Annotated in this window: 15 protein-coding genes and 2 pseudogenes; 16 read left to right on the plus strand and 1 reads right to left on the minus strand. The window is 29.7% G+C overall.

Annotated elements, in window-relative coordinates; translation table 11 throughout:
* Positions 1-341 precede the first annotated feature (341 nt).
* The 6 genes and pseudogenes from DW911_RS00295 to DW911_RS00330 all read left to right on the plus strand — a co-directional run bounded on the left by DW911_RS00295 (position 342) and on the right by DW911_RS00330 (position 4,112).
* Complete coding sequence (locus tag DW911_RS00295; protein ID WP_008788596.1) at positions 342-1,109, plus strand: class I SAM-dependent methyltransferase; 768 nt, start codon at positions 342-344, stop codon at positions 1,107-1,109.
* 319 nt (positions 1,110-1,428) lie between these two features.
* A complete protein-coding gene (locus DW911_RS00305; protein ID WP_008788597.1) occupies positions 1,429-1,629 on the plus strand; it encodes a hypothetical protein in 201 nt (66 codons plus the stop codon).
* A gap of 134 nt (positions 1,630-1,763) precedes the next feature.
* Complete coding sequence (locus DW911_RS00310) at positions 1,764-2,123, plus strand: nuclear transport factor 2 family protein (protein WP_008788598.1); 360 nt, start codon at positions 1,764-1,766, stop codon at positions 2,121-2,123.
* 103 nt (positions 2,124-2,226) lie between these two features.
* On the plus strand, positions 2,227-2,655 hold the full coding sequence (locus DW911_RS00315; RefSeq protein WP_008788599.1) for a GNAT family N-acetyltransferase: 429 nt from the start codon (positions 2,227-2,229) through the stop codon (positions 2,653-2,655).
* A 104-nt stretch (positions 2,656-2,759) separates the two neighbouring features.
* Positions 2,760-3,575: pseudogene (locus tag DW911_RS11065) on the plus strand (Cof-type HAD-IIB family hydrolase).
* A 12-nt stretch (positions 3,576-3,587) separates the two neighbouring features.
* On the plus strand, positions 3,588-4,112 hold the full coding sequence (locus DW911_RS00330; protein WP_008788602.1) for a hypothetical protein: 525 nt from the start codon (positions 3,588-3,590) through the stop codon (positions 4,110-4,112).
* A gap of 743 nt (positions 4,113-4,855) precedes the next feature.
* Here the strand turns inward: DW911_RS00330 and DW911_RS11310 are convergent.
* A complete protein-coding gene (locus DW911_RS11310) occupies positions 4,856-5,560 on the minus strand; it encodes an AAA family ATPase (protein ID WP_118430870.1) in 705 nt (234 codons plus the stop codon).
* A gap of 260 nt (positions 5,561-5,820) precedes the next feature.
* Here DW911_RS11310 and DW911_RS00340 point away from each other — a divergent pair, with 260 nt between their 5' ends.
* From DW911_RS00340 to DW911_RS11230, 10 genes and pseudogenes are all read left to right on the plus strand, one after another.
* A complete protein-coding gene (locus tag DW911_RS00340; protein WP_118607333.1) occupies positions 5,821-7,689 on the plus strand; it encodes a DUF2075 domain-containing protein in 1,869 nt (622 codons plus the stop codon).
* A 41-nt stretch (positions 7,690-7,730) separates the two neighbouring features.
* Complete coding sequence (locus DW911_RS00345; protein WP_118430874.1) at positions 7,731-8,051, plus strand: nucleotide pyrophosphohydrolase; 321 nt, start codon at positions 7,731-7,733, stop codon at positions 8,049-8,051.
* Between the two features lie 137 nt (positions 8,052-8,188).
* Entirely contained in the window at positions 8,189-8,977 is a 789-nt protein-coding gene (locus tag DW911_RS00350; RefSeq protein WP_199669439.1) for an ATP-grasp domain-containing protein, read from the plus strand.
* Between the two features lie 484 nt (positions 8,978-9,461).
* Positions 9,462-9,701, plus strand: a complete 240-nt coding sequence (locus DW911_RS11315; protein ID WP_255415276.1) for an acyltransferase — start codon at positions 9,462-9,464, stop codon at positions 9,699-9,701.
* A 55-nt stretch (positions 9,702-9,756) separates the two neighbouring features.
* A pseudogene (locus DW911_RS00360) lies at positions 9,757-10,149 on the plus strand (cupin domain-containing protein); the annotation flags it as partial.
* 124 nt (positions 10,150-10,273) lie between these two features.
* Positions 10,274-10,861 carry a TetR/AcrR family transcriptional regulator gene (locus DW911_RS00365; protein WP_118430882.1) on the plus strand — a complete coding sequence of 196 codons (588 nt, stop codon included), beginning with the start codon at positions 10,274-10,276 and terminating at the stop codon, positions 10,859-10,861.
* Between the two features lie 13 nt (positions 10,862-10,874).
* Complete coding sequence (locus DW911_RS00370; RefSeq protein ID WP_118430884.1) at positions 10,875-12,794, plus strand: ubiquitin-like protein; 1,920 nt, start codon at positions 10,875-10,877, stop codon at positions 12,792-12,794.
* A 43-nt stretch (positions 12,795-12,837) separates the two neighbouring features.
* A complete protein-coding gene (locus DW911_RS00375; RefSeq protein WP_118430886.1) occupies positions 12,838-13,608 on the plus strand; it encodes an LEM-3-like GIY-YIG domain-containing protein in 771 nt (256 codons plus the stop codon).
* Positions 13,609-13,774: 166 nt separating this feature from the next.
* Positions 13,775-13,993, plus strand: coding sequence for an SDR family oxidoreductase (locus DW911_RS11225; RefSeq protein ID WP_255415267.1), 219 nt, complete (start codon positions 13,775-13,777; stop codon positions 13,991-13,993).
* A 110-nt stretch (positions 13,994-14,103) separates the two neighbouring features.
* On the plus strand, positions 14,104-14,253 hold the full coding sequence (locus DW911_RS11230) for an SDR family oxidoreductase (protein WP_255415268.1): 150 nt from the start codon (positions 14,104-14,106) through the stop codon (positions 14,251-14,253).
* Positions 14,254-14,309: the final 56 nt, after the last annotated feature.

Here is a 14,309-nt window from a genome sequence, read left to right on the forward strand (position 1 = left end):
TTTGAGTGTCGATTTATTATACCCTTGTCAAATGTACTAACCTATTTTAAATAAATACCAGATAAATACACCAAATAAAAAACAAGGACTTTCAACATACATTGAAGCATATAAAGAACACATTATGTATACCGTTAATGCTTTTTGCAAAGCTGTTATTCGCTATGCCGCTATTAACTCATAGCGTGACAGGGGCAAACGGCGACAAAGGGAAATATACTTTGAATACCTTACAGAAGAAAAGTTTTACAGTATTACAAAAATAAAAGCCTATACCATTTTGGGAAGAAAAGATATATAATAGCCGAGACGACAACAATCAGAAGTTATGGAGGGTAACAATGGAATATAGTAAGGAAGATTTAATTGAAGCAAAAAGGCAAATTTTGGGAGGGAGAGAGAACATGGGAACAGAGGAAAGTAAAAAAATCTGGGAGAAAAACGCACAATTTTGGGATAATGCAATGGGTGACGAATCTAATGAATTTCACAGAGAGGTAGTACGTCCCAAAGTAACGGAACTTCTATCTCCTAATCCTGCGGATTACATTTTGGATATTGCGTGTGGCAATGGAAATTATTCTTCGTATCTTGCACAAAGAGGCGCTTCGATTGTCGCTTTTGATTACAGCAAAAAAATGATAGAGTTGGCTAAAAGACGGCAATCACAATATGCAAAACAAATTGAATTTTGTGTAGCGGATGCGACCAATAGAGAAAGTATATTAGAATTAAAAAGAAATCGAGCCTTTACGAAAGCAGTTTCTAATATGGCAATTATGGATATTACGGATATTGAACCACTTCTTATGGCTGTTTATGAACTGTTGGAGGAAAGCGGAATTTTTGTCTTTGCAACGCAACACCCTTGTTTTATCACGTTGACTGAAAAATATATGACACCGCACAGTTACTATGGTATAGCGATTGAAGGGCAACCGGAGGAGCAGATTTATTATCATCGTTCCATACAAGATATTTTTAACCTTTGTTTTAGAGCTGGATTTGTCATTGATGGATTTTATGAAGAATGTTTCAAAAACAACAAAGAAATTCCTATGGTAATGATAGTAAGGCTTAAAAAGGTAAAACGTGATAGCTTAAAATAAATTCAAGTTTGTTGGGTAAAAAGCAACTACCAACCAGCCACAGCCCTTTTGGGAGGAAAGGGGGATTTTCCATGACCTGTACAGAAGAATATCGGGAACCATATCGAGTACACTTTCCATGCCTTTTGCAAAGTCGTTATCCGAAATGCAACGATCAACGCAGCGAGGACACGGAGCAGGAAGCACAAAAGAAATATCCCTTGAATACCTTACAGAAAAAAGTTTTACAGTATTACAAAAATAAAAGCCTATACCATTTGGGGAAGAAAAGACATATAATAGCCAAGACGACAACAATCAGAAGTTATGGAGGGTAATAATGGAATATACTAAGGAAGATTTAATTGAAGCAAAAAGGCAAATTGATTCAACATTGCATAAATTACGGGAAACAATAATAACCTTTGAAGCAAAAGAAAATCCAGAGAGATATAAGTCACAAATCACTTTGGCGAAAAGACGAATAAAGGCTTTTGAAATAGCAAATTACTTTATAGGAAACGAAATTGAAAACAGTTAGTAAATTCAAAACTCTGGTTTCGCGGCAAGTGAAATCGTTAGGCAGTATAAATTAAATTTGCAAAGTCAGTAGTGATAGTTAATAGCAAGATGAAAACCAATGGTATTTCTAATCAAAAAGGAGGATAACAATATATGCTAAGTCCGAAAGAAGTAGTAAATAAATGGGTAGACGCTTTTAATGCCAGTGATGTGGACATGATTAGTAGTCTGTATGATAATAATGCAACAAACCATCAAGTTGCAAATGAACCTGTTGTAGGAGTTGTGGCTATTAGAGAAATGTTTGCAAATGAGTTTGCAACTGCAAAAATGGTTTGTATTGTGGAAAATATTTTTGAAGATGGGCAATGGGCTATCTTAGAGTGGAAAGACCCGTTAGGATTACGTGGGTGCGGATTTTTCCATGTTGTAAATGAAAAGATATTATTCCAGCGTGGATATTGGGATAAACTTTCTTTTTTAAAGCAACATAATCTCCCTGTAAAAGAATAATGAGAAGAAAGTTAAAGTATAAGAAAGGGTACAAAAATTGATAAGTTGTTTAACAAGGGACGGTTGCAGGAATAATATTGCAGTTGTAAAGGAGTAGCTGGCTATGAAATATAGCAAAATAATAATATTAAAGAATGGTATGGAATGTTGTTTGAGAAATGCAACTGAAAGTGATGGACAGCTTGTATTAGATAACTTCACTTTAACTCATACCCAAACCGACTATTTACTTACATATCCCGATGAAAACACTTTTGATGCAGCACAAGAAAGCCGGATTCTGAAAGAGAAGGAAAATAGTGAAAATGAAATCGAGATTATTGCTATAATTGATGGCGCAGTTATAGGGACTGCTGGAATCGAGGCAGTAGGGGCGAAATACAAGGTACGGCATCGTGCTGAATTTGGTATTAGTGTTCTGAAAAAGTTTTGGGAACTTGGAATTGGACAAGCATTGATGGCTTCATGTATTGAATTACTATATATTAAATATAAGATGTATCTTAGTGGTGAACATTTTCCCATAAAATGAAAATTTGTACTAAAATTGAACATATTTTTTAAAGGATGTCAAAATATTGATGTCCTTTTTTTTGAATGATATGATAATTTTGCTAGCAAGAAAGGAAGAGAAAATTGTACAAATTATTAATACTTGATATAGATGGAACACTTAGGGATGAAGTGCAAGGAATTCCAAAATCTGCAAAAAAGGCGATTCATTTATGTCAAAGAAATTATTGCAATGTTGTCATTTGCACAGGAAGAAGTATGGGTACAATACAAGATGATGTTCTGTCATTGGGGGTAGATGGATATATCGCAGGTGGTGGTAATTACATTATCTATCACGATAAAATACTCTATAATCAATCATTTGAACAAGACTTGATCAAAAAAGTTGTTCATTTATTAAAAAATAGAAATGTGGCTTTTTCAATTGAAAGTCAGAAGAAAGTTTTTATGAATCAAAAAGCTAAAGAAATTTTTGAATCAATGAATCAATTTAAAATAAAGCATTCAAGTACAAATAAACAGTTCATTACAGAAAAAATAATTTATAAAAATAATATTGATGAGTATGAACATTAAGATATACATAAGATTTGCTTATGCTCTAATCAAGAAATATTTAGTGGAGTTAAAACCATATTACAAGACAATATGCAATTAGCACAAAGTGATGCAGATCATCAATATTATGAAATTATTCAAAAAGATTGTGACAAAGGAAAAGCAATTCAACGATTACAAGAAAGATTAAGCATAAAGCAAGAAGAAACAATTTGTTTTGGTGATGGACAAAATGATATAGTCATGTCACAAGTAGCTGATATTGTAGTAGCTATGAAAAGAAGTCATCAAATGTTAAAGAATGTCGCAACTTCGGTATGTGAAGATGTTTTTGAACATGGTATTTATAAAGAATTAAAAAGAAGAAGTATTATATAAAGGAGTAAGATATTGAAAAGAAATGGTGTCTATAGTGGATCTGCATTTGTAGAAAATAATACAATCTATTATTTTTATACAGGTAATGTTAAATTAACAGATAGGAATGGCTATGATTATATTCATGAAGGAAGAGAACAAAATACGATTTGTTGTAAGAGTGAAGATGGTTTTTCTATAGATAAGAAAGAGTTAATCATGTCAAATAAACATTATCCATCAAATATTTCAAAACATGTTAGAGATCCAAAAATTATTAAAAAAGATGAAAATTATTATCTGATTCTAGGTGCAAGAACAAATGATAATCAAGGATGTGTATTGCTTTATAAAAGTCAAGATTTGAAGAATTTTGAATATTTTAACACTATAACAACGCCAAAAAGATTTGGATATATGTGGGAATGTCCTGATTTATTTGAGTTAGATGATTATTTATTTTTAGTTGTCTGTCCTCAAGGAGTAAAACAATCTCATTTTAATTATGAAAATATTTATCCATTATGGACAAGAAGTTATGACTACAAGAGTATATGATGCGATAAGAGAAAAGCAATTAAAATTTTTATCAAAGAATCATGGAAAAATAATTTTTTATACTTTAAATAGCTATAAGATAATTTAATGCTAAATACAATCTTTTGGTAATGGACAAGGAGTTTTTAATTTATATAACTTGATTATGACTACATGATAAGGAGTATTGTGGACAAATATTGATAGTATATTTTTATCATAATATATGAAAAATTACACTGAATCATTTTTATCAAATAACATACCAAAAAAATACCAAAATATTTCAAGTAAATGATAAATAACAAAAGATAGAATAAAATAGAAATAGTCTAAAATGCTTGAGTTTACAAGTATTTGTCATTATAAAACATGTACTTAATAATTAAAATAATCTAGATAAATAAATTCGATAGTAATGAAAGGGATGATTAATATCGTTAAAGAGCAAAAAAGTTAGATTAGTGTAATTGATTATAATTATATGATATAGAATATTATATGATACTAAGCATCTTGAAAAAATGCTTCTAATTTGATACTATTAGTTCATCAAAAGAATAGAGCAAACTAAAAAACATGGAAAAAATAGCTGATTTTTATAAAATCACTAACCTAAATAGGTTAGTAAAAATGTATTCTTAAGTGAGTTTGAATAGAAATAACTAAAAAAAGACACAAACCAAATAAAAAGGTAATGTGTCTTTTTCTATTGGAATACTAAAAAGTATCGTTTATTTTTATATATTTGCATTTGTTAAACATTAAACATCAGATAACAACCATCGAAGCATATCATCTTTATTGTTGATGAACATCTTCATGACTTGATAGGCTTCAGTTTCTTCATATGAACAAGAATGAATTATTGTATCATCAAAGCAATAAATTCTTGCTCCAGGTATTCCTAATAAGATGGGTGAGTGGGTTACAATAATAAATTGTGACCCATTTTTTGCATATTCATAAATTTCAGCGAGTAAAGAAAGCTGTCTTTGAGGTGAAAGTGCAGCCTCGGGTTCATCAAATAAATATAGACTATCTGAATGTAAATAATTTCGAGCTAATTTAAAAAAACTCTCACCATGAGATCTTTCATGATATTTTTGAGAGGGATGATTAGGATCTGCATAATCCATTTCTTTTGTTGCCACATTATAAAAGCTTTCTGCTCTTAAAAAATATCCTAATTTTTCTTTTCTATAACTTTTTATTATTTTAATTGCTTCATATAGATTTGAATGACTATCATATGTAGAAAAATAATAATTTTTTGTGCCTCCTTCGGGATTAAATCCATGAGCAATAGCAATGGCTTCTAGTAATGTTGATTTTCCACTCCCGTTTTCACCAACAAAGAAGGTAATAGGTGTATTTAAATCAATTTTATCAATGTCTTTAAATGCTTTTATTCTTTTTAAATAACTATTATTACTTATTTTATCCCAATCAAATCTTATTTCTTTAATAAACTATCATTCATAAAAACATCTCCTTTGCTATAATTATTTAATTCTATTATTACTGATATAGTTTTGTAATACCTACTTATATAAGTAGGTATAGTATGTTTCTTAGCGATGTGTTTACAGCATTAATATATTATATTTAAATACAGGATAATATTCATAACTTGTTTGAAATATACGAAACGAAATAAAATAATGTATGTTATAATAATACATATTTATAAAATAACTAAAGAATTAGTCATAGGAAGGCGATGTGTATGATAGTTTATGACGGAAATAAAACGGATTTTTTGCATAGTGTAGAAAGAGATACCATAGCAGTTGAGATTGAAAACAATATTTATAATAAGATGAAAAGACGAACTGCCGCTAATGAATTCCGTTCATGGGAAAACTCTCTTGAATATATGTATAAAGTTTTAAATGATCGAGAAATACCTGATGACTCGGGTATTGCGATTGAATATAATATTCCTCAAACATCTAAGCGTGTAGATTTTATTATTTCTGGTTTTGATCATCATGATGATCCTAATATAGTGATTATTGAACTTAAACAGTGGGATAAAATTAATGCTATAGAGGGACAAGATGGTTTGGTAGAAACTTATACTGGAAATACTATGAGAAAGGTTGTTCATCCTTCTTATCAAGCTTGGTCTTATTCTATGATGATAAAAGATTACAATTCATCTGTACAAACCAATAATGTCCAGTTATGGTCATGTGCATATTTACATAATTATAGAAGAAAACCAGATGATGATTTAGATAAGCCACAATATGAAGAGTATCTTAAAGATTCACCTGCCTTTACTAGAGGAGAAGTTCCTCAACTAAGAGAATTTATTAAAAGATGTATTAGAAAAGGCGATAATAAAGAGCTCATTTATCAAATTGATCAAGGAAGAATAAGACCATCTAAAAGTTTGCAAAATGCAATAACAAGTATGCTTAAGGGTAATAAAGAATTCATTATGCTAGATGAACAAAAAGTAGTATATGAAGAAATATTACTAACTTCAAGAAAATGTATGGAAGACAACAAGAAAAGAACTATTATTGTGACGGGTGGACCAGGTACAGGAAAGACAGTTGTTGCTGTTAATGCTTTGGTAGAATTGACCAATGATGGACAATTTGCTCAATATATATCAAAGAACAGTGCACCAAGAAATGTTTATTTAAAAAAACTAAAAGGAAAAATAAAGAAGAGTACAGTTGATAATATGTTTAAAGGATCTGGTATTTATACGGAAACTGAAAAAAATGTAGTGGATACTATTTTGGTTGATGAAGCGCATAGACTGAACGAAAAATCTGGAATGTATAAAAATAAAGGTGAAAATCAAATTAAAGAAATTATTCATTCTTCTTTATGTAATGTATTTTTTATTGATGAACATCAAAAAGTTACATTAAGTGATATTGGTAGTGTTGAAGAAATAAAGAAATGGGCTAAAGTTGAAAATTCCCAAATAATAGAAACAAAACTATATTCACAATTTAGATGTAATGGATCAGATGGCTATTTAGCATGGATTGATCATGTTTTGGAAATTGAAGATACAGCCAACTATGATTTAAAAGATATTGATTATGATTTTCAAATTTGTGACTCACCAACAGAAATGCAGAATCTTATTGTGGAAAAAAATAAAAATGCTAATAGGGCTAGAATATTAGCAGGTTACTGTTGGAATTGGATATCTAATGGTAGAAATGATTCCAAGGTGCATGATATTAAAATTGGTGATTTTGAAATTAGTTGGAATTTAGGTAATAGTACAACCTTTGCTATTGATGACAATTCTATCAATGAAGCTGGGTGTATACATACATCGCAAGGGCTTGAATTTGATTATGTGGGAGTTATTATTGGGGATGATTTAAGATACGAAGATGGGCATATTGTTACTGATTTTACAAAGCGTGCAAAAACTGATCAATCATTAAAAGGTATAAAAAAATTGTATAAAGCAAATCCAGTACTAGCAAATCAAAAAGCAGATGAAATCATAAAGAATACATATCGCACATTGATGACACGAGGAATGAAGGGATGTTACGTGTATTGTGTAGATGACGGATTACGTAACTATTTAAAAGAAAGAATAAAAATATAAAAAAAGAGAAATATAATGATTTAAAGAAGAAGGTAGAAATAATGAAACAAGAAACAATAGACAGAATCAGAAAATTCACAATAGATCGTGATTGGGGGCAATTTCATTCTGAAGGAAATCTTGCCAAATCAATTTCAATTGAAGCAAATGAGTTATTAGAATGTTTTCAGTGGAGTGACACAGAATATGATTTAGAACATGTAAAAGAAGAACTTGCAGACGTTATCATTTATTGCCAAGATTTACTTGATAAACTTGAATTAGATGTAGATGAAATTGTAAATAATAAAATGAGTAAAAATGAAGCAAAATATCCAGTTGACAAAGCTAAAGGCAGTGCTAAAAAATATGACGAATTATAAAAATTAAATTATTTCACAGTATTAAAATGATGAAACACCTTCTTATATAAGAGGGTGTTATTTATTTGATTTATATATAATGTATTTATATAAAATATTTTAGGCTATTTATTAGATTGATAAATAGGAGGTAAATGATGAACATATATGTGAAATGTAAAAAGAACTCTAATTCTGGATTACTTGTTGGACATAGTGAGAATTTTACTAAAGCTATATATGGATTTAGCGAGCTGGGTGCCAAAATTATACCTTATCAATCGTTAGATGATATTTATGATATTGTTACAAAAGAAGATATTGTTATTGATTATATACAACAATGTGATGCGATATTTGCTAAATTTGGTTATCATAATGTTCATGTGGATGATTATCCAGAATGCTTGAAAAAGTATCTAGGAAGAAATATTTGTTATGACACAATTAATTCAATTTCATCAAAGAAAGAAAAATGGTCTGCAGGATGGTTTGTAAAGCCGGTTAAAACAAAGGTGTTTACTGGTAAAGTTATTCAATCTATACATGACTTAATAGGTTGTGGTCATTGTCAAGAAGATTATGAAGTTATTTGTAGCGATGCTTTAGATATTAAAAGAGAATGGCGTTGCTTTATTTATTATGATGAAATTATTGATATAAGACCATATAAAGGAGATTATCATTACACATATGATTCTAGTGTAATTGATCATATAATGGATGATTTTAAAAAGTGGGATAAAAGACCTATGGCATGTTCTATTGATATTGGTGTGACCTCTGATAATAAAACTATTCTTATTGAATGTAATGATGCTTATGCATTAGGTTCCTATGGACTTGTTGATTTTCGATATGCTAAATTTATTTCTGCTAGATGGGCACAAATTATGGAAAGAGAAGATGAATTTGATTTTAGGAAATACGGTTCAGATAAATGCTAAATTATTATACTTAAGTATACCGATAATGCGAAGATTAGATTTTTAGCCTAATTTCGTATATCGGTATTTTTTGTTTGATAAGTAAAACTTATCAAATACCCTTTTTAATTAAAATTGATAGTAAAGTATATCAAAGTATAATTAATTATATAGAAGGAGTGGGATAATGAGTGATATTTTTGAAAAGTTAAAAAATGGTGAACCAGTACACATGATCAATGATAAAGATTATCATGCTATTGCTCATCAAGAAATGGACTACTGTAGAAAAATGTGTTTTACCATCAATACAACATATCCTAATAAGGAAGAGATATACCAACTTGAAAACAAGTTGTTTAAAAATCGTTTACCGCAAACAGCTTTCTTTACACCACCATTTCAAGTAGATTTTGCATGCCAAATGGATATAGGCAATCATGTCTTTGCTAACCATGATCTAACATGTATGGCAGCTGGTGGCATTACCTTACAAGATGGTGTCATGTTAGGACCACATGTATCTTTATTAACAGTCAATCATGATTTTAATGATCTTCAAATTTTAAAATGTAAAGGGATTGTTATTAAAAAGGGAGCATGGATAGGTGCTAATAGTACTATTTTACCAGGAGTGACCATCGGCGAAGGTGCAATTGTTGGTAGTGGGTCAGTTGTTACAAAAGATGTAGATGCTCATGCGATTGTTGCAGGTAATCCTACTAAATTAATACGTTATAAATAAATATATAAAAAAGGAGATATTATAAATGGATAAAGAGTTATTTGATCAACAAAATATATTTGGTAAAGGAAATATAAGTGAAGAATATGCTAAGTATTTTATTGGTACATTTTATTTAAATCCACTTACCAATAAAGAATGTCCTTTATCATTAGCTAATGTTATTTTTGAACCAGGATGTCGAAATAACTGGCATATTCATCATGCTAAAAGTGGTGGTGGACAAATTTTAATATGTGTTGCTGGCTTAGGTTGGTATCAAGAAGAGGGGAAAGACCCTATCAGTTTAGAACCAGGGAAAATCATTGCAATTCCAGCTAATGTAAAACATTGGCATGGAGCCAAAAAAGATTCATGGTTTTCACATATTTCTATTGAAGTTCCGGGTGTTGAAACGTCTAATGAATGGTGTGAACCTGTTAGTGATGAAATATATCAGCGTTTATAATAAGTAGTAAAAAGGAATCGTAAGGATTCCTTTTTTAAAATAAAATTGTTTCATGGTTTGCTAATGAAGTATTTATATATTATAATTAACTTAACGAACGATTAGTAAGTAAAGGACATGGAATATGAAAAAAAGAGCAAGAAGTGAAACTGATTTTGAAAAAAGAAAAATAGAGATCATGGAATGTTGTTTTGATTGTTATTGTGAAAATGGTTTTAATGGTACAGGAATTAAACAGCTTGCTAAAAGCTGTGGATGTACTTCAGCAAACTTATATGTATATTTTGAAAATCTAGATGACTTAATCATTCAATCAACTGCACATTGTATGAGCAAAGTAGAAGATGATTTTATGGAACGAGCGCCTAAAAATGCACAGGATATCGAAAGATTTATTAATGAGATTCCTTATTGGACCGCAAAAAAGCATGGCAAAAAATATCGCTTGATGTATCAAGTTTACACGCACCCAAAATATCGAGAATATGGTAAACAGTTTTTTAAAGGGGTAGATCAGCGATATAGTCAATATGCTCAACAATTAGAAAGTCAAATAGGTATACCTGCAGATATTTTAAGACCAATGATTTTTGTTTTAATACGTGCTTGTGTACATTTTGCTTTATTTGAAGATGAAGTATACTTACAGGATCAATTAAAGTTATTAAAACTAAGTATTCAATTATTCATTGAAAAATTTAATTCAAAATAAAGGAGGAATAAAAATGAAAAAGAGATTTTTCAGAGGTTTATTGACATGTTTTTTAGTATTAGGAATAAATATCATCAATGTAAAAGGAATGGAACTGTATGTTGATTTAGCTATTGTAGGTGAAAAAACATTAAAGTTTGAAGTAGAATCAGGGGATAGTATTGATAATATTAAACATTATATTTTTAATAAAACCAGTATTCCTTCAAGTATTCAAACGTTAAGCTTTCATAATAAAATTCTAAATAATGGCAGAACTCTAGCTGATTATAATATTCAAAAACAAAGTACAATTACTCTTAATATTATGGATGCAAAAGAAGTATCTACATCTCAAGAATTAGTATCTGCAATCGATAATAATTATACTCGTATTCAATTAACATCTGATATCGTACTTGATCATCCTTTAGATATCGATAAAGGTCTTTTACTTGATTTAAATGGTCATATTTTGACTTGTAAAAATGAAAATATCGATGATCGTATTATTTCTGTTCATTCAGACGCTGAATTAACAATTAAAGATAGTCAACCAGATGCCACACATCCTCATACAAATATAAAAGGTGGTATTGTTTCGGGTAGTCATCATGATCAAGGTTCTGCTATCTCAATTGATCGAGGCTTTTGTCATATGTTGGCTGGTACAATTGCAAACTGTCAAAGTAAAAAAGGGGCTGTTTATATAGGAGAATATTCTTCTTTTATGATGGCTCATGATGCAAAAATAGAAGATTGTCATGCTGGTGGGAATTTTGCCGGTGCTATTTATATTGATGAAAATGGTACTTTTACAATGAATGGAGGAAGTATTAGTAACTGTACTTCTATGCATGGAGGGATTTATAATAAGGGAACTTTTAATGCAAATGATGGTATTATCGATTGTAGAGTAACTAATGATGGAAGTATTTATTGTACAGGTTCTTCTATGTCACATTTTAAAGATAATGTAGAAAATCGTTCAATTATTCAAGGTGGTATTTTTTATAAATTATTAGTCTTAGAACCTGGAAGTCATCTAGATGGTTATACGATAACTTATCAAAATGATAAAAATCATTATGCACGACAAGTCATACCTTATCATCAAAAGGCTATTATGCCATTTATGCCAAGTTTAGATGGATATATTTTTGATGGTTGGTATCAAGGAGATACGCTTTATAATTTCAATCAAGAAGTAAGTTCTGATTTAACATTAATTGCTAAATGGCAATGTAACCATGACTATTCATGGAAAAATGTAAATGGACAATATTGGAAAGAATGCAACATCTGTCATAATAAAACAGCAAAGCAGACCATTCCTGAAATTTTTATTAATGGAAAAGACAAAGTGTGTAAAACACAAAACTATATATTTAGTTTTTCACTACCACTAAATTGTAAAAATCCAACGTATAGTTATATAGATGATAATAATCAAGAAGTATCTCATATTCCAGAATTAAAAAATGGCGTCTATACAGGAAATATTGACGCTCGTTTATATCAAAATCTAAATCAATTTAGGTTTACTCTTAATGCAGAAACAAATGATGGTTTTAAGTTTACTACAGTTAAAATATTCTCTGTTCAAAGTCACCATAGTGGCGGACAAGCAACTTGTATTACACCAGCTATTTGTGAAACTTGTGGTTTAACGTATGGTAGTGTAGATAGTCAGCATCATACAAATTTACAACATGTAAAAGCTAAACCTGCTACTTACAATGCTGTAGGATATAAAGAACATTGGTATTGTAAAGATTGTCATAAGTATTTTTTAGATGATCAAGCAAAAACTGAAGTAAATAAGGAAAGTCTTGTAATTCATAAATATGTTAAAACAGGAGATGAAAATAATCATGTTTTTTATGTTTGTTTATTGATTATGAGTCTTTTGACTATTTTGTTTCTTTTCATAAAAAATAAAAAGAATGTTTAGTTATATAGTAAAATGATTTAAATAAATAATAGGAGTAGTAAATATGAGTGAATCAAAAAAATTTGTTTCTAAAGCTTTAGAAGAATTACAACATTATGTTTATGTCTATTCAGACCCAGATACTAAAAAACCTTTTTATATTGGTAAGGGTAAAGGAAATAGATGTTTTAATCATTTGTTTGAAACTGGTGAAACGGAAAAAATAAAGAAGCTAGAAGAAATTAAAGCAAGAGGAAAAAGTCCTTTAATAGAAATTCTTGTTCATGGTGTTGACGAAGATACAGCCTATAAAGTAGAAGCTGCAACTATTGATTTAATCGGTATTGATAATTTAACCAATATGCAAAAAGGACACCATTCACAAATGTATGGACGGATTGATGTTGATGAATTAAATGATCGTTTTTCTAATAAGGTGATTCGTAGAGAAGACATTGATGAAAATGTTTTATTAATTAGAATTAATCAACAATATCATTATGGTATGACAGATTTTGAACTATATGAGGCAACACGTATTAGTTGGGTAGTGAATAAAGAAAGAGCAAACAAACTCCAATATGTTTTTGCCGTATATAATGGAATGATCAAGGAGGTTTATCAAATAACAGCATGGTTACCTGCTTTTTCAACTATGAATACTTTAACAGTTGATGAAGAAATTATAAGGAAAGATAAAGAAAAAAGAATGGAATTTGTAGGAGTTATTGCACCTGATGAAATAAGAAATAAATATCTAGGTGGTATTGTTTCTAATTTATTTGCTCATGGCAATTCAAACCCCATTCTCTATGTGATGAATAATAAAAAATAGAGCAATCTATTTTTTGATATTACTTCAGGAACAACGAGAAGTAAAATAACACTGATACAAAAGATCGTTTCAATTAATGTAAATCTTTGTTGTTGACGAATATGTTTATATCATAGATATTTTATATAATGATTATTTTGTTGGCAGTGTTGGTAACAAAGATGATTTGACTGCTTTTTGTAAAAAAGTAATTGATGATTGTAGCTATGAAGAGTTTAATGAGGCGTTACAAGTAGGAGTGACAGGACCTTTTATGCTCATTAAGTTATTAAATGATCAGGTTTGTATTACTAATATTTCTTCTTCAAGAGATCGTATGAGTCAACCTCAAAGTGAAAGTTATACGGCAGCTAAAGGTGGCATTCATGCTTTGACTCTGCATTAGCTGTCTCTCTAGCTGGAAAAGCAAGAGTGAATAGTATTTCACCTGGATGGATTGATACACAAAACAAAATATATGGAGGTGCAAATGCTAATTAGCATTTAGTAAAAAGAGTGGGGAAAGTTGAAGATATAGGACATGCTGTTTTGTTTTTATGCAGTGATGAGGCATGCTTTATTACTGGAGAAAATTTATGTATTGATGGTGGAATGAGTAAATTAATGATTTATCATGATGATCATAGTTGGAAATTAGATGATTGAAATAGAACATTTAAATATGTTCTATTTTTTTGACTTAATTTTAAGAATCAGGGAAA

It is taken from the genome of Erysipelatoclostridium sp. AM42-17, from assembly GCF_003480255.1.
Taxonomy (GTDB): Bacteria; Bacillota_I; Bacilli_A; order Erysipelotrichales; family Coprobacillaceae; genus Faecalibacillus.